The sequence below is a fragment of the Rhodococcus aetherivorans genome (assembly GCF_011058165.1).
Taxonomy (GTDB): domain Bacteria; phylum Actinomycetota; class Actinomycetes; order Mycobacteriales; family Mycobacteriaceae; genus Rhodococcus; species Rhodococcus aetherivorans.
Genome location: NZ_JAALEG010000006.1, coordinates 57,536 through 73,757 on the forward strand (window position 1 = coordinate 57,536; position 16,222 = coordinate 73,757).

General features: G+C 71.2%; 13 protein-coding genes and 1 tRNA gene. 10 read left to right on the forward strand and 4 right to left on the reverse strand.

Features of this window, described 5'->3' with window-relative positions:
* The first annotated feature begins 15 nt into the window (after positions 1-15).
* The 3 genes from G6039_RS04135 (at position 16) to G6039_RS04145 (ending at position 3,493) form a co-directional block, all read left to right on the forward strand.
* Positions 16-1,047 carry an FAD-dependent monooxygenase gene (locus tag G6039_RS04135; RefSeq protein WP_043799072.1) on the forward strand — a complete coding sequence of 344 codons (1,032 nt, stop codon included), beginning with the start codon at positions 16-18 and terminating at the stop codon, positions 1,045-1,047.
* Between the two features lie 146 nt (positions 1,048-1,193).
* A complete protein-coding gene (locus tag G6039_RS04140; RefSeq protein ID WP_043799074.1) occupies positions 1,194-2,840 on the forward strand; it encodes an acetolactate synthase in 1,647 nt (548 codons plus the stop codon).
* 320 nt (positions 2,841-3,160) lie between these two features.
* Positions 3,161-3,493, forward strand: coding sequence for a hypothetical protein (locus tag G6039_RS04145; RefSeq protein WP_029546827.1), 333 nt, complete (start codon positions 3,161-3,163; stop codon positions 3,491-3,493).
* A gap of 211 nt (positions 3,494-3,704) precedes the next feature.
* On the opposite strand, the gene G6039_RS04150 is transcribed toward G6039_RS04145, so the two are convergent.
* Positions 3,705-4,448, reverse strand: coding sequence for a methyltransferase domain-containing protein (locus G6039_RS04150; protein WP_006942178.1), 744 nt, complete (start codon positions 4,446-4,448; stop codon positions 3,705-3,707).
* A 283-nt stretch (positions 4,449-4,731) separates the two neighbouring features.
* Positions 4,732-4,817: transfer RNA gene (locus G6039_RS04155), tRNA-Leu, on the reverse strand.
* Positions 4,818-4,955: 138 nt separating this feature from the next.
* Here G6039_RS04155 and G6039_RS04160 point away from each other — a divergent pair.
* The 7 genes from G6039_RS04160 to pknB all read left to right on the forward strand — a co-directional run bounded on the left by G6039_RS04160 (position 4,956) and on the right by pknB (position 14,758).
* Positions 4,956-6,317, forward strand: coding sequence for an FhaA domain-containing protein (locus G6039_RS04160; protein WP_072633822.1), 1,362 nt, complete (start codon positions 4,956-4,958; stop codon positions 6,315-6,317).
* Positions 6,318-6,477: 160 nt separating this feature from the next.
* Complete coding sequence (locus G6039_RS04165) at positions 6,478-6,942, forward strand: FHA domain-containing protein FhaB/FipA (RefSeq protein WP_006942182.1); 465 nt, start codon at positions 6,478-6,480, stop codon at positions 6,940-6,942.
* Positions 6,939-8,390, forward strand: coding sequence for a PP2C family protein-serine/threonine phosphatase (locus tag G6039_RS04170; protein WP_029546826.1), 1,452 nt, complete (start codon positions 6,939-6,941; stop codon positions 8,388-8,390). Before G6039_RS04165 ends, G6039_RS04170 begins: the two co-directional genes overlap by 4 nt.
* On the forward strand, positions 8,390-9,841 hold the full coding sequence (locus G6039_RS04175; protein ID WP_029546825.1) for an FtsW/RodA/SpoVE family cell cycle protein: 1,452 nt from the start codon (positions 8,390-8,392) through the stop codon (positions 9,839-9,841). Before G6039_RS04170 ends, G6039_RS04175 begins: the two co-directional genes overlap by 1 nt.
* Entirely contained in the window at positions 9,838-11,322 is a 1,485-nt protein-coding gene (locus G6039_RS04180; protein WP_006942190.1) for a peptidoglycan D,D-transpeptidase FtsI family protein, read from the forward strand. The genes G6039_RS04175 and G6039_RS04180 overlap by 4 nt, the downstream gene beginning before the upstream one ends.
* Positions 11,323-11,324: 2 nt before the next feature.
* Complete coding sequence (locus tag G6039_RS04185) at positions 11,325-12,848, forward strand: serine/threonine-protein kinase (RefSeq protein ID WP_044476249.1); 1,524 nt, start codon at positions 11,325-11,327, stop codon at positions 12,846-12,848.
* Positions 12,845-14,758: a Stk1 family PASTA domain-containing Ser/Thr kinase gene (pknB, locus tag G6039_RS04190; RefSeq protein ID WP_006942193.1), complete on the forward strand. Its 1,914-nt coding sequence runs from the start codon at positions 12,845-12,847 to the stop codon at positions 14,756-14,758. Before G6039_RS04185 ends, pknB begins: the two co-directional genes overlap by 4 nt.
* Before the next feature lie 35 nt (positions 14,759-14,793).
* Here pknB and G6039_RS04195 read toward each other — a convergent pair whose 3' ends face one another.
* Both G6039_RS04195 and G6039_RS04200 read right to left on the reverse strand, forming a co-directional pair.
* Complete coding sequence (locus G6039_RS04195) at positions 14,794-15,456, reverse strand: aminodeoxychorismate/anthranilate synthase component II (RefSeq protein ID WP_006942196.1); 663 nt, start codon at positions 15,454-15,456, stop codon at positions 14,794-14,796.
* 20 nt (positions 15,457-15,476) lie between these two features.
* Positions 15,477-16,202 carry a DUF881 domain-containing protein gene (locus tag G6039_RS04200; protein WP_043799077.1) on the reverse strand — a complete coding sequence of 242 codons (726 nt, stop codon included), beginning with the start codon at positions 16,200-16,202 and terminating at the stop codon, positions 15,477-15,479.
* Positions 16,203-16,222 lie beyond the last annotated feature (20 nt).

Consider the following 16,222-nt stretch of genomic DNA (forward strand, 5'->3'; position numbering starts at 1 on the left):
TAGTACCTTGACTTCATGACCAGGAACAACGGCGGCAAGGCCGCGATCCTCGGCGGGGGCATCGGCGGGCTCACCGCAGCGAATGCACTGATCCGGCGGGGCTGGCACGTCGACGTGTTCGAGCGCTCCCCCGCGCTGCCGCCCACCGGGACGGCCCTGGGAATGTGGCCGGCCGCGCTCGACGCACTCGCCTCGGCAGGGCTCGGCGGCGGCGTCGAGCGGCTCGGCGTCGCACTGGACCGCGGCGCGATCATGCGGCCCGACGGCCGCGAGCTCGCACGGTTTCGCACCCGGCGTCCCGCCGTACTGCTCTCCCGGCCGGCCCTGCTGGGCCTGCTCGCCGCGGGCCTGCCCGACGAGGCGGTACGGCTCGGCCGGCCCGCTCCGCCGCTGACCGAGCTCGCCGGCTACGACGTCGTGATCGGCGCGGACGGCCTGGGCAGTCCGACCCGTGACGCCCTCTTCGGCCCGGACCACCGGCCCGTCCACGCCGGCATCGCGGCGTGGCGCGGCTGGGTCGACGGCACCGTGGACACCGCGACCGAGACGTGGGGGGCGGGTGCGCTGTTCGGCATCACGCCCCGCGAGGGCGGCCTGATCAACTGGTTCGCCGCCGTCCGCGCGCCGGCCGGCACCACCGGCGGCGTCGACGACCTCGTCGCCCGGTTCGGCGACTGGCATCCGGCCGTGCGCGACGTGCTGAACCGCCTGGATCCGGCGACGGTGCTCCACCACGAGATCTACCAGTCCCCGCCGCTGCCGTCGTACGTGCGCGACAATGTCGCACTGCTCGGCGACGCCGCCCATGCCATGACCCCCAACCTCGGCCGCGGTGCCTGCGAGGCGATCGTCGACGCGGCCACCCTCGCGGATCTGCTCGCCCGGTTCGACGTGCGCGAGGCGCTCGGCCGGTACGACCGGGCCCGGCGACGCGCCACCCGGCTTCTCGTGCGGGCGTCGTACGCGGCGAGCCGGGTGACCACCGCCGAGCACTGGACGGGCCTGCGCGACGCCGTGGTCGGCCTCGCGACCCGGCGAGGGGCGTGACGCATCCACCGGTGCGTCTTTCCAGCTGTACTGCAACAACTTTCGATCGGAAGCCGGCCTCCGCCCCGGACCCCCGGCCCGGCGACCACGCTCGTGTTCCCCCGAACCCGCCCCACGGCAGTGCCCGCGGCCGTACCCTTCGCGCCATGAGCCCGGACCTCGAGGGGCACGGCGGCGATCACGCCGCGGCGGTGGCCCGCTCCCACGGCGTCGAGACGATGTTCACCCTCTCCGGCGCGCACGTGTTCCCGCTGTACGACGCCGCGGTCAAGGGTGAAGCACGCATGCGGCTGATCGACGTGCGCCACGAGCAGACCGCGGTGTTCGCCGCCGAGGCCACCGGCAAGCTCCTGCGGCATCCCGGGCTGGCCGTGCTCACCGCCGGGCCGGGCGTGACGAACGGCGTCAGTGCCGTCACCCAGGCATACTTCGCGGGGTCGCCGCTGGTGGTGCTCGGCGGCCGCGCACCCAACGCCCGCTGGGGCACGGGCAGCCTGCAGGAACTCGACCAGCCGCCGCTGCTGTCCACCGTCACGAAGCTGTCCGAGACGGCGGCGACCGTGGATCGCGTCGGCCCGCTGGTCGACGAGGCGTTCACGGCGGCCCGCACGTCGCACCGGGGGCCGGCGTTCGTGGACGTGCCGATGGACGAACTGTTCGGCCGTGCCACCCTGCCGCGTCCGTCGCCGCCGGCCGCGGTCCGGCTCGAGCCCGACTCCGAGTCGCTGGCGGAGATCGCCGCCCTGCTCGCCGGGGCACGGCGGCCGCTGCTGGTGCTGGGTACCGACGTGTGGGCCGATCACGCCGAGGAGGCGGCACTGCGGTTCGTCGACGAGGCCGGCATCCCGGTGATCACCAACGGCATGGGCCGCGGGGTGGTCCCGGGTGGCCATCCCCTGCTCGTCACCAAGGCCCGCGGCACCGCGGTGGGGACCTGCGACCTGGCGATCGTCGTGGGCACCCCACTGGACTTCCGCCTCGGCTACGGCCGGTTCGGTGGGCGCGACGGCGCGCCCACGGCCCGGGTGGTGCACGTGGCCGACTCCCCCGGTCAGGTGTCGGCACACGCCGAACTCGCCGGCTCGGTGTCCGGCGACCTCACGGCGTGCCTCGACGGCATCCTGTCGGCGCTGTCGTCGCGCCCGGACACGGACGTCTGGGTGACCGGACTGCGCGACGAAGTAACTGCCGCCGCGGCGCGCGACGCCGCCCTGCTGGCCGCCGAGGCCGATCCGATCCACCCGGCCCGGATCTACGGCGAACTGCTGCCGCGGCTGGCCGAAGACGCCGTGATCATCGGCGACGGCGGTGACTTCGTGTCGTTCGCGGGCAAGTTCGTCGAGCCGAAGCGGCCCGGGCAGTGGCTCGATCCGGGGCCGTACGGCTGTCTCGGCGCCGGGCTCGGCGCGGCCGTCGCGGCGCGGGTGGCGCGACCGTCGAGTCAGGTGGTGCTGCTGCTCGGCGACGGTGCTGCCGGTCTGTCGCTGATGGATATCGACACCCTCGTGCGGCACGAGCTGCCCGTGGTGATCGTGGTGGGCAACAACTCGGCGTGGGGACTCGAGAAGGGACCGATGCAGCTGCTGTACGGGTACGACGTGGCAGCCGACCTGGCGCCGGGCACGCGGTACGACCTGGTCGCGACCGCTCTCGGGGCGGGCGGTGAGCTGGTGACGAATCCGCGGGAGCTCGGTCCGGCGCTGGACCGGGCCTTCGCGTCCGGGGTGCCGTATCTGGTGAACGTGCTGACGGACGTCACGGCGGCGTATCCGCGGGGCACCACAGGAATCTGAGAGCGGCCGGATCACCTAGCACGCGAACGTAAAAACCCCATAAATAACAACTGACCGCAGCGATTAAATCAGCTGCGGTCAGCGGTATCGAAAGGGTAACAGGGGGTGGTTAGGGTACGGAAACAAAAGTTCCGTGAAGTGAGTCACATCAGGTTTGGCCCTGTTCAGCCCCGGGAACCGTCCCCGGACGCGGTTGTGCGGAGATGCCCGTCACCCGGCAACTGATTGAACACTCAACCATCTGGGCAAACGTCCCGAGTCGGGCAAAACAGTCCGTGCATCCTGCATGTAGGACGCGGGTACGTGCCAGACTGCTCGCCATGAGCACGACCCGCACGGCAACCCGCACGACCGCCCGGCCCGCGCGAGGGGGCGCGACGAACCTCGTCGACCTCGCGGCGGCCGGCGACGAGCACACCGTCGCCGACGCCCATCAGGGCCAGGTGTTCCTCGGCATCCTCCACCGCGAGAACGACAGCGTCGCCGCGGCACTCACGACCGCCGAGACCTGCGCGCGGATCGAACGCGGCAGCGGCTCCGTCGCCGCCGCACAGCGATACGAGGCGGAGGCCCGGCGGCTGCGCGAGACCCAGCGGGAACTGCACTGCATGATCGCGAACCTGCGGACGCGCTTCGCCGGCTCCGGCTCCTGAGCGGGCGCGCCGAGCGACCGGACAACGACTCGGGCCCCCGATCCGTATGGATCGGGGGCCCGAGGTGATGGTGTGCGGTTCGCGATACCTGGTCGGCAGCACTTTCTGCAGAGGCGTTCCAGAGCTTTTCCCTGAGTTCTCCGGAGCATTACCCGTCCTGCTCGGCGAGGGCCACCCTTGCGGACTTCCTGACCCGAGACGCGAGTCCGTCTCAGGCCGAACCTGCAGCTTCCGGAGCATGCGAGGTGATGTGGCGGCACACCAGCATGTGGTGAGCGCCCCTTTGGAACCGGTAGTCGACCTCGACGACTTCACCGGCGATGTCGTGGTTCCGAAGGTCGGTGAGCAGCTCGTCCACGCGGGGATAGCGAACCGAGGAACCCGAGACCACGAGCGGAAAGACTCGCAGTTCACCGCGGGCGACACGCATCAGTTCCCGGATCGCGTCGAGGTGGAAGGTGTGATCGAGGCGGTCGGAATAGCTGAACAGCAGGTGCGAGCTGAGCACGAGATCGAAAGCGGCATCGGGGAACGGCAAGGACGGCAACCGCCCGGCAACGTAGCGGCGCGGATGCCGGCGGATATCTGCGGCGAATTCCTCGACTGCCTGCCGACGCACGCGTGCATGCTCGTCGGGATCGGCGAAGAACGTCCAGTCGTAATGTTCGGCGTGGGCTCGGATGTACCGGTTCCCACGATCGGTTTCAGCTACCGCAACGACGGCGAGTTGTTCGGTCTCGCGGTCGAAATAGGCCATATCGCATGCGGTCACGTCACCGCCGAGTCGGTTCACTGCGCTGGTGAACCCCGCGGCGCCACCCGGACAGTCCAGGATTGTGCGGGACAGGTCCACGTCGGTGAGATTGAACATCGACCGGTACTCGTCCAGTGAACGGGAGCTGATCAGCATCTCGCCGATACCTGTCGTGGGTGCGGTATCGATGTCGTGGGTCACGGGGTGGTTCCTCTCGGATCGAGGCCACCTCACCCGCCGACCGGTATCACCGTCGTACAGGAAAGTGAGCGTCACCGACCGCGGAGAAGGCGGCCGGACAACACAGTCGACAAGGCCGCTAGAAGTACGGCCACCAGGGCTGTGTCAGGGTCATCACCGCTCTATGACAACACGGCCGAAGACCGAACCCGAATCGGACCGCCCGTCCGATCGATCAACGAAACGAGGCCACGACCTCTTTCGAGTTCGTGACCTCGTCCGTCGCAGTTCGTGGAACTGCTCATGGTGGGCGAAGGGGGACTTGAACCCCCACGTCCCGAAGGACACTGGCACCTGAAGCCAGCGCGTCTGCCATTCCGCCACTCGCCCGAGCGACTGGAGAACAGTAACACACCCTCCCGCCGAACAACGATTCGCCTGCACAGAGGCCCTTTGCCGGCGCTGCACCGGCCCGCCGGGGCAGCGCCGCCCCCTCCACCGGGCCGGATCGGACGAAAAGTCGATACCATGCAGAAGCGAGCTCTGCATTGCGACACGCAGACCGGAAAGGGGGTCGCCGTGGGTATCGCGCAGCGATTCGAGCGCAAGCTGCAGGCTGCCGTCAGCGACGTGTTCGCGCGCGTCTTCGGTGGCGGTGTAGTTCCGCAGGAAGTGGAGGCCGCGCTCCAGCGCGAGGCCACCGACGGCGTCCAGCAGCTCGACCGGGGCCACATGCTGGCTCCCAACCGGTACGTGATCACGATCAGCGAATCCGATCACGAAGCCCTCGCCGCGGATCGGGACTTGACGGTGAAGGCGTTCGCGCGTCACCTTGAGGACTTCATCCGCGAGCAGGGGTGGCAGACCTACGGTCAGATCCAGGTCGCATTCGAGTCGTCGGCGGCACTGCACACCGGGCAGTTCCGCACGCACGGGTCGGTCGACCCCGACGTCGGGCGCTCACCGGTGCGCGCCCCGGCCTCGCGGACACCGCACAACCGTTCAACCGTGACCCCCGACCCAGGAGTTGGCTCGATGACGCAGAATCCAGGCTACGACCCAAGCCGTGACCCCGCCGAGAGCGCCGAACCGCAGTACGCGCGGAACGGTCACGCGCACGTAGGCCAGGATCAGCGCTACCAGCAGGGCCAGCGGAACGGCGGGGCGTATCCCGCCGCGCAGGCGCCCTACGGCGGCGAGCAGCAGGGCGGTTACGACGCCGGCGGCTACGACCAGCAGGACTACGGCCGGGCCGGCGGCCACGAGGACCGGGGCTACGGCGAGGAGCGGGGCTACGGCGGCCACTCCGGACAGGCGTACAGCCAGGACTACGGGCGCGACTACTCCCCGCAGTACCCGTCGCAGCAGGCCTACGGCGACGACCGCTACCAGGGCGGGTACGCCCAGCCCGGCGGCTACGACCAGGGCTACGCCGACCAGGCTTACGGCCAGCAGGGCTACGCCGGACAGGGTTACCCCGACCAGGGCTACGCGGAGCAGGGTTACGGCCAGCAGGGCTACCCCGACCAGGGGTACGCGGATCAGGGCTATGCGGATCAGGGCTACGGCGCCGGCGCGTACCAGCCCCCGCAGGCCGGCCGGGTGCTGACCGCGACGCTCCAGCTCGAGGACGGCAGCGGGCGCTACTACCAGCTCCGGGAGGGCAGCAACATCGTCGGACGCGGGCAGGACGCCCAGTTCCGGCTGCCGGACACCGGTGTCTCCCGGCGCCACATCGACATTCGCTGGGACGGGCAGGTGGCCATGCTCTCGGATCTCGGTTCCACCAACGGCACCACCGTCAACGGCGCGCCCGTGCAGGACTGGCAGCTCGCCGACGGCGACGTGATCCGGGCGGGACACTCGGAGATCCTGGTGCGCATTCTCTGAACGCCGGGGACCGAGACCCGATCGGAACCGGCACGAGACCCATCCGACGCGTCGGCAACGCGCCGGACGATGCGTCTCGTCGCCCGGGGTCCGTATTGTGGGTGACCGCAGCGCACCGGACGACACCGCACCGGGCCGATACGCAGAAGGAGGGCGAGCCGTGCAGGGGCTGATTCTGCAGCTGACCCGGGCGGGGTTCCTGCTCCTGCTGTGGTTGTTCATCTGGGCGATCCTGCGCACGCTGCGGTCGGACATCTACGCCGGTGCCGCGCGTCCGGTCCCGCGTTACTCGCCGCGCAACCAGTCGGTGCTGCCCTCGCTGGGCCGCGGCAAGTCCGCGAAGTTCCTGGTGGTGACCCAGGGCGCGCTTGCGGGCACCCGCATCACGCTCGGCACCCAACCCGTCCTGATCGGCCGGGCCGACGACTCGACCCTCGTCCTCACCGACGACTACGCCTCCACCCGGCACGCCCGCCTGTCGCCGCGCGGGTCGGACTGGTACGTCGAGGACCTGGGCTCGACCAACGGCACGTACCTGGACCGTGCCAAGGTCACCACCGCCGTCCGCGTACCCCTGGGCACACCTGTCCGGGTCGGGAAGACCGTGATCGAGCTCCGCCCGTGACCCTCGTACTGCGTTACGCCGCCCGCAGCGACCGCGGCTTGGTTCGTTCCAACAACGAAGATTCCGTGTACGCGGGGGCCCGCCTGCTCGCCCTCGCCGACGGAATGGGGGGCCACGCCGCCGGCGAGGTCGCCTCGCAGCTGATGATCGCGGCGCTCGCCCACCTCGACGACGACGAACCCGGCGGGGACCTGCTCGGCAAGCTCGCCGCCGCCGTGCGCGAGGGCAACGCCGCCATCGCCGATCAGGTCGAGGAGGAACCCGAACTCGACGGCATGGGCACCACGCTCACCGCCATCCTCTTCGCCGGCAGCAAGCTCGGCCTCGCCCACATCGGCGATTCGCGCGCCTACCTGCTGCGCGACGGCCAGCTCACCCAGATCACCCGCGACGACACCTTCGTGCAGTCCCTCGTCGACGAGGGCCGCATCACGCCCGAGCAGGCGCACAGCCACCCGCAGCGATCGCTGATCATGCGCGCCCTCACCGGCAGCGAGGTCGAACCGACCCTCACCGTGCGCGAGGCGCGCGCCGGCGACCGCTACCTCATCTGCTCCGACGGCCTGTCCGACGTCGTCAGCGACGAGACCATCGCCAACACCCTGAGCGAGGGCACGCAGGACGAGTGCGCCGACCGGCTCATCGAACTCGCGCTGCGCAGCGGCGGCCCCGACAACGTCACCGTCGTCGTCGCCGACGTCATCGACCTCGACTACGGCCAGAGCCACCCGATCGTCGCCGGCGCCGCGTCCGGGGACGACGAGGACACCCCGCCGCCCAACACCGCCGCGGGCCGCGCCGCCGCGATGCGTCCGCCGCGGGCCACGCCCAAGCGCGTCGTCGTGCAGAACGAACCCGAGCCCAAGCGCAAGCGCAGCCGGATGTGGTGGCCGCTCGTCGCGGTCGTGGTGCTCGGACTGCTCGTCGCCGGGGCAGCCGTGGGCCGCACGATGATCCGCAGCTACTACTACGTCGGCGACGACGACGGCCGCGTCACGGTGCTGCGCGGCGTACCCGGCAACATCCTCGGCTACTCGCTGCAGGAACAGTCCCTCGTCGGCTGCCTCGCCGACGACGGAACCTTGACCCTGACCTCCCCACAGGAGGCCGACTGCCGCGTCATGCTGGTCGACGACCTGCAGCCGACCGCCCGCGAGCAGGTGCGGGCGGGCCTGCCCTCCGGATCCCTCGACGACGCGCGCACCCAGATGAACCGTCTCGCCGAGAACGACCTGCTCCCGGTGTGCGTCGAGGAACAGCCGGCGCCCGCACCGGCTCCGGCTCCGGCGCCAGAACCGGCGCCCGCACCGGCCCCGACGACCCCGCCGGCAGCTCCCGCGTCGGAGCCCGCACCCGCCGCGGCACCGGCCCCCGCACCGACCCCGACACCCGAGCCGACGCCGGCGGTTCCGCAGGTGCCGGGCCAGAACTGCCGGGTGGGCGCCTGATGTCGGTGTCCCACGCACCCGGAGCTTCCTTCCCCAGTCCTCCCGGAGGTTTCGCCCCGGCTCCCGCCGTGTCCACCCGGCGCGGCACGGAGCTGCTGCTCATCGTCGCCGCCATCGCGATCACCACGGTGTCGCTGATGCTGGTCGAGGCGAGCCAGGAACAGACCGTGACCCTGGATCTGGCCAAGTACGGGCTGACGTATGCGGTGCTGTTCCTCGCCGCGCACCTGGCGGTGCGCCGGTTCGCGCCGTACGCCGACCCGCTGCTGCTGCCGATCGTCGCGCTGCTCAACGGCCTCGGACTGGTCCTGATCCACCGGCTCGACCTCGCCGACGAGGAGAACGCGCTCTACCTCGGGCAGCCGATCCCCTCCCCCGACGCCAACCAGCAGGTGCTGTGGACGGCGCTCGCCATCGCCGGCTTCGTCGCGGTGCTCGCGCTGCTGCACGACTACCGGCTCCTCGCCCGGTTCAGCTACACGCTGGGCCTGATCGGCCTCGTCGCCCTCGCCGTCCCGGCCCTGCTGCCGTCCCGCTTCTCCGAGGTCAACGGCGCCAAGATCTGGATCCGGCTGCCCGGGTTCAGCATCCAGCCCGGCGAGTTCGCCAAGATCCTGCTCATCATCTTCTTCGCCTCCGTGCTGGTGGCCAAGCGCGACCTGTTCACCACCGCCGGCAAACACGTGCTCGGCATGGACTTCCCCCGCGCCCGCGACCTGGGCCCGATCCTGGCCGCGTGGATCCTCTCGATCGGCGTCATGGTGTTCGAGAAGGACCTCGGCACGTCGCTGCTGCTGTTCAGCACGGTGCTGGTGATGCTGTACATCGCGACCGAGCGGGTGGGCTGGCTGCTCATCGGCGGTGCCCTGCTCGTCGTCGGCTTCTACTTCGCCTACCAGATGTTCGGGCACGTGCGGGTGCGGGTGGAGACGTGGCTCGACCCGCTGGCCGACTACAACAACACCGGCTACCAGATCTCGCAGTCGCTGTTCGGTCTCGCCACCGGCGGCGTCGCCGGCACCGGGCTCGGCAGCGGACGTCCCGCGCAGGTGCCGTTCGCCAAGACCGACTTCATCGTCGCCGCGATCGGTGAGGAACTCGGGCTCATCGGCCTCAGCGCCATCCTCCTCCTGTTCCTGATCCTGATCATGCGGGGAATGCGCACCGCGATCGCCGTCCGCGACAGCTTCGGCAAGCTGCTGGCCGCCGGCCTGTCGTTCACCATCGCGATCCAGTTGTTCGTCGTCGTCGGCGGCGTCACCAAGCTGATCCCCCTCACCGGGCTCACCACGCCGTTCATGTCCTACGGCGGCTCGTCGCTGCTGGCGAACTACCTCCTGCTGGCACTGCTGGTGAAGATCTCCAACGCGGCCCGCGAACCCGCCGCCCCACGCAAGAAGGCACCGCCACCGATCGCGGACGCGCCGACGGAAATGCTGGGGCGCGGATGAACGCACCGCTCCGCAAGGTCGCGATGGCGGTGATGTTCATGGTCGTCGCGCTGCTCGCAAACGCCACCTACGTGCAGGTCATCAAGGCCGACGACCTGCGCACCGACCCGCGCAACTCCCGGGTGCTCATCGACGAGTACTCACGCCAGCGCGGCCAGATCTCCGCGAGCGGACAGGTCCTGGCGGTGTCGGTCCCCACCGACAGCCGCTACAAGTACCTGCGCACGTACCCGGCCGCGCCCGAGCAGCCGATGAGCCCGCTCGCGTATGCACCCGTGACCGGGTTCTACTCGATGCAGTACGGCAGCACCGGGCTCGAGCGCACCGAGGACGAGGTCCTCAACGGCTCCGACAGCCGACTGTTCGGCCGGCGCTTCTTCGATCTGGTCTCCGGGCGGGACCCGCGCGGCGGGAACGTGGTCACCACCGTCGACCCGGTCATGCAGCAGGTGGCCTACGACGAGCTCACGTCCAAGGGCTACACCGGCTCGGTCGTGGCCATCGAGCCGAGCACCGGCCGCATCCTGGCGATGGTGAGCACCCCGAGCTACGACCCCAACCGGCTCTCGGGTCACGACGGTGCCGCCACCTCGCAGGCGTGGGAGGAACTCAACGCCGACCCCGACAAGCCCATGCTCAACCGCGCCATCTCGCAGACCTACCCGCCCGGCTCGACGTTCAAGGTCGTGGTGACCGCCGCGGCCCTCGCCGCGGGCACCACTCCCGACGACCAGTTCACCGCCGCGCCGAACATCACCCTCCCCGACACCGCGACCACGCTGGAGAACTACGGCGGCGCGACGTGCGGCGGCGGCCCCACCGCCACCCTGCGCGAGGCCTTCGCCCGCTCCTGCAACACCGCCTTCGTCGAGATGGGCCTGAAGACCGGCAAGGACGCCCTCGCCGAGCAGGCCGAGGCGCTGGGCGTCGGCGAGTCCGTGGACATCCCCGTCCCCGTCGCGGCGAGCACGATCGGGCCGATCCCCGACGGCGCCGCGCTCGGCCAGTCCAGCATCGGTCAGCGTGACGTCGCACTCACCCCGCTGCAGAACGCCGTGATTGCCGCCACAGTCGCCAACGGCGGCGTCCGGATGCAGCCGCATCTGGTGTCGCAGTTGCAGTCGCCGGACCTGTCGGTGCTGGCGGAGACCACGCCGGTGTCGGCAGGACAGGCGATGTCGCCGCAGGTCGCGGCCACCCTGACCGACCTGATGATCGGATCCGAGAACTTCTCCGGCGGCGAGGGGAAGATCCCGGGGGTCCAGATCGCGTCGAAGACCGGTACCGCCGAGCACGGCGACGACCCCCGTAACACTCCCCCGCACACGTGGTATATCGCCTTTGCGCCCGCCCAGCAGCCGACAGTTGCCGTGGCGGTCATCGTGGAGGACGGCGGCGACCGCGCACTCGCCGCCACGGGAGGCTCGGTTGCCGCGCCGATCGGACGTGCCGTGATCGCGGCGGGAATGCAGAGAGGCTGATTATGGCTTTGCACAGCGGCGCCATGATCGCCGACCGTTACCGGCTGCAACGGCTCATCGCCACCGGCGGCATGGGACAGGTGTGGGAGGGGCTCGACACCCGTCTCGACCGCCGGGTGGCGGTGAAGGTCCTCAAGGCCGAGCTCTCCGGCGACGCGGACTTCCTGACCCGTTTCCGGTTCGAGGCGCGCACCACCGCGCAGCTCAACCACCCCGGCATCGCCGGCGTGTTCGACTACGGCGAGACCACCGACGCCGAGGGCCAGTCCATCGCGTACCTCGTGATGGAACTCGTGCACGGCGAGCCCCTCAACGCCGTCCTCGCCCGGGTGGGCCGGCTGTCGCTGCCGCACACCCTGGACATGCTCGAGCAGACCGGGCGGGCGCTGCAGGCTGCCCACGACGCCGGGGTCGTGCACCGCGACGTCAAACCCGGCAACATCCTCATCACCCCCACCGGCCAGGTGAAGATCACCGACTTCGGCATCGCCAAGGCCGTCGACGCGTCGCCGGTGACGCGCACCGGCATGGTCATGGGCACCGCTCAGTACATCGCGCCCGAGCAGGCTCTCGGCCAGGAGGCGACGTCGGCGAGCGACGTGTACTCGCTCGGCGTCGTCGGGTACGAGGCCCTCGCCGGCCGGCGACCGTTCCTCGGCGACAGCGTCGTCACCGTCGCGATGAAGCACGTGCAGGAGACGCCCGCGCCGCTGCCCACCGACCTGCCGGCGGGGGTGCGTGAACTCATCGAGATCGCCATGACGAAGGATCCGGCGTACCGGTACACCAGCGGCGGCGAGTTCGCCGACGCCGTCTCCGCGGTGCGCGCCGGGCGGCCGGTGCCACCGCCGGGCAACGTGCCGCCGGTCACCGGTGCCACGCGGATCCTGCCGCCCGGGGTGCCGGGCACCACCGCGCCCACCGCCGCGACCCGCGCGCTCGGTCCGACCCCCCCTCCGCCGTCGCGGCCGTACTACGCCCCGACGTACGCGAACGGCGGCGACCAGCCGCCCACCGGACCCACCCCGTCCGGCGACAAGCGCTCCCCCAGCCCGAAGACCCTCGCCTGGGCGGCCGGGGCGGCGGTGGCCCTGGCGCTCGTCGCGTTGGCGCTGGTGCTGCTGGGCGGCGACAATTCGGGTGACGCGGGCCCCGCGCGGTCCACGACGACCACGCAGGCCCCGACGACCACCACCCGCGCGACGACGACCACGCGGCCGCCGCGGACCACCACCACGACGGAGGAACCGACCACCACGGCTCCTCCCACCACGACGCAGGCGCCCACCACGACCCCCGAGCCGACGACGACCACCCCGCCGCCGCCGACGACGACGGAGGCGCCGACGACCACCGCGCCGCCGACCACGACGACGGCCACGACGACCACAGCCGCCACCACGACGACGGCCGAGACGACCACCACCACGGTCTCGTTGCCGGATGGCGGCGACGGCGGTCTCGAACCCGGAGCCATAGACAACCCGTTCACCCCGATCGAGCCAGTCACCCGAGGACAGTCATGACCACACCCCGCAAGCTCTCTTCCCGCTACGAGTTGGGTGAGATCCTCGGCTTCGGTGGCATGTCGGAGGTGCACCTGGCCCGGGATCTGCGGCTCGACCGCGACGTGGCGATCAAGGTGCTGCGCGCCGACCTCGCCCGCGACCCCACGTTCTATCTCCGGTTCCGCCGCGAAGCCCAGAACGCGGCCGCGCTGAACCATCCGGCGATCGTCGCCGTGTACGACACCGGCGAGGCGGAGACCGAGGCCGGCCCGCTGCCGTACATCGTCATGGAGTACGTCGAGGGCGATACGCTGCGCGACATCGTGCGCTCCCAGGGGCCGATGACCCCGAAGCGGGCCATGGAGGTCGTGGCCGACGTGTGCGCCGCCCTGGACTTCAGCCACCGCAACATGATCGTCCACCGCGACGTCAAGCCCGCGAACGTCATGATCACCCGTTCCGGCGCGGTCAAGGTGATGGACTTCGGCATCGCCCGGGCCATCTCCGACGCCGCGAGCCCGATGACGCAGACGGCCGCGGTGATCGGCACCGCCCAGTACCTGTCGCCGGAGCAGGCCCGCGGCGAGCAGGTCGACGCCCGCTCCGACGTGTACTCGGTGGGCTGTGTGCTGTTCGAGATCCTCACCGGCAAGCCGCCGTTCCAGGGCGACTCCCCGGTGGCCGTCGCGTACCAGCATGTCCGGGAGGATCCGCCGCTGCCCTCGTCGGTGAACTCCGCCGTCCCGCCGGAGCTGGACTCGGTGATCCTCAAGGCGATGGCGAAGAACCCCGCCAACCGCTACCAGAGCGCCGCCGAGATGCGCAGCGACCTGATCCGCGTGCTCAGCGGCCAGAAGCCCAGCGCGCCGATGGTGATGACCGACGAGGACCGCACCACCATCCTCGGGGCCGTCGACGGCGCCGGGACACCGCGCAACGGCGCGGACCGCGGGGCCGCCGGAGTCGTCGCGGGTGGGACCGCGGCCGCGCCGCAACGTTCCCGGGCACTGCGCAACACGCTGCTGGGCCTGGCCGCGGTCGTGATCGTCGGCATCGTCGGCGTGTTCCTGTGGACCTCGGGCCCCGGCTCGAGCGCCGCGCAGATCCCCGTCCCCGACGTGCGCAACCTCGCCGCGGAGATCGCGGAGAGCAGGCTGCAGGATGCCGGGTTCGAGGTGTCGGTGCAGATGAAGCCCGACGCGGTGGTCGCCAGCGGCAACGTCGTCAACACCCGGCCGGTCGCCGGGGTCCAGGCCGAGGAGGGCAGCACCGTCACCCTCGAGGTCTCGAGCGGGCCCGAGCAGGTGCAGATCCCGCGGCTCGCGGGCATGAACCAGCAGGAGGCGCTGCAGACCCTGGCCGAGGCCGGGCTGCGGCTCGATCCGAATGTGGCGCGGGCGCCGTCGTCGGCGGCCGAACGCGACACCGTCGTCGACCAGAGTCCCGCCGCGGGAGCGGACGCCGACCGCGACAGCGCGGTGAGCGTGACGCTCGGCAGCGGCCCCGAGCAGATCCGCGTGCCCAACGTCGTGGGTCAGGCCACCGAGGTGGCGCGCGACAACATCGAGGCCGCGGGCTTCACCGTCGTGGTCGACGAGATCGACTCCAGCCAGCCGGCCGGGACGGTCGTGTCGAGCAGCCCGGCGGGCGGAACCAGCGCCACGAAGGGCGACACGGTCACCATCCAGGTGTCCAACGGGAACCGCATCGAGATGCCGGCGTTGACGAACAGGACGGTGTCCGAGGCGCTGACGGCGCTGCGGGCGGCCGGCTGGACGGGTTCGCCGGCGCAGCTCGTGCAGAACCGTGAGGCCACCCTCGACCCGGAGCTCGTGGGCAAGGTCATCGCCCAGCAGCAGCCCCCGGGGTCGGAGATCTCCAACTCGGAGACCATCACCGTGGGCGTGGGCGTGCTGGGTATCCGCTGAGCTGCGCTCGGATATCGGTCCGCGGAGCGGACGGCTCAGGCGGCGCCGCCCGCGAGCGCCTTCGCCATCTCCGCCTCCAGCCGGGCCACCAGCTGCTCGTCCGGCGCCTCGCCGCACACGGCCAGCCAGTTCGCCAGCATCCGGTGACCGCCCTGGGTGAGGACCGACTCGGGGTGGAACTGGACGCCGTGGATCGGCAGCTCGCGATGCCGCAGGGCCATGACGATGCCGCTCTCGGTGTATCCGGTCGGCACGAGCTCGTCGGGCATCGTCTGCGGCAGCACCGTGAGCGAGTGGTAGCGCGTCGCGGTGAACGGATCCGGCAGGCCGGCCAGCACACCGGTGCCGTCGTGCCACACCGAGCTGGTCTTGCCGTGCAGCAGCTCCGGGGCACGGTCGACCGTCGCGCCGAAGGCGGCACCGATCGCCTGATGGCCCAGGCAGACGCCGAGCAGCGGTGTGCTCGCGGCGGCGCAGGCACGCACGAGGTCCATGCTGGCGCCGGCCCGCTGCGGGGTGCCCGGACCGGGGCTGAGGAGGATCCCGTCGAACTCGGCCGCGATCCGGTCCGCGGCGCCGGGGCCGGTGAGCCGCTCGTCGTCGTTGCGCCACACCTCGGCGCGGGTACCGAGCTGCCCCAGGTACTGCACGAGATTGAAGACGAAGCTGTCGTAGTTGTCGACGACGAGGATGCGCATGCGGAAAGGGTACCGACCCGTCAGCGCAGCGTCGTTCCGCCCGTGTAGGCGGGTACCGACAGGGCATCCGACGCCTGCTGCGTGTAGCCCAGCCCGTAGCGGGCCGCGTACTGCCTGTACACGCGGATGCCCGGCTCGGCGGCCAGCGCCGCCTCGAGCCGGGCGGGGTCGCCCAGCGCGGTGATCACGTACGGCGGGGAGTAGGTGCGGCCGTGCAGCAGCAGGGTGTTGCCGATGCAGCGCGGCGCCGACGTCGCGACGATCCGCTGATCCTGCATGGCGATCGCCTCCGCCCCGCCGGCCCACATCGCGTTGAGCACGCTCTGCACGTCCTGCTGGTGCACCACGAGATCGTCGGGCGACGCGTCCGCCGGATACCGGCCGTCGGCGCCGCGCGGGGCATCGGTGAGGCTGACGGTGACGCCCGGGCCACGCCGTGCGGTCAGCCCGGCGGGGTCCTCGAGGGCGGCGGTGTCGGCGAGCACCGCGGCGACGTCGTCGTCGGTGGCCGCGGCCTGCGCCTGCAGCTCGGCGACGCGTCCCGCGAGGTCGTCGCGGGTGGCGGCGAGCTCGTCGGCCTTGGCCTGCGCCGCCCGCACGAGATCGGACAGCCGCGCGGAGTCGCTCACGCGCAGTTCCGCGCCGTCGGAGACCCCGCGGGTGGTGCCGAGCAGCAACCCGGCGAGCAGGCACACGGCCAGCGCGGCGGCAGTCCACCCGAGCGCGCGGGCCCGGCCGTCCGACACGTGGACCCTCCGTTCCGGAT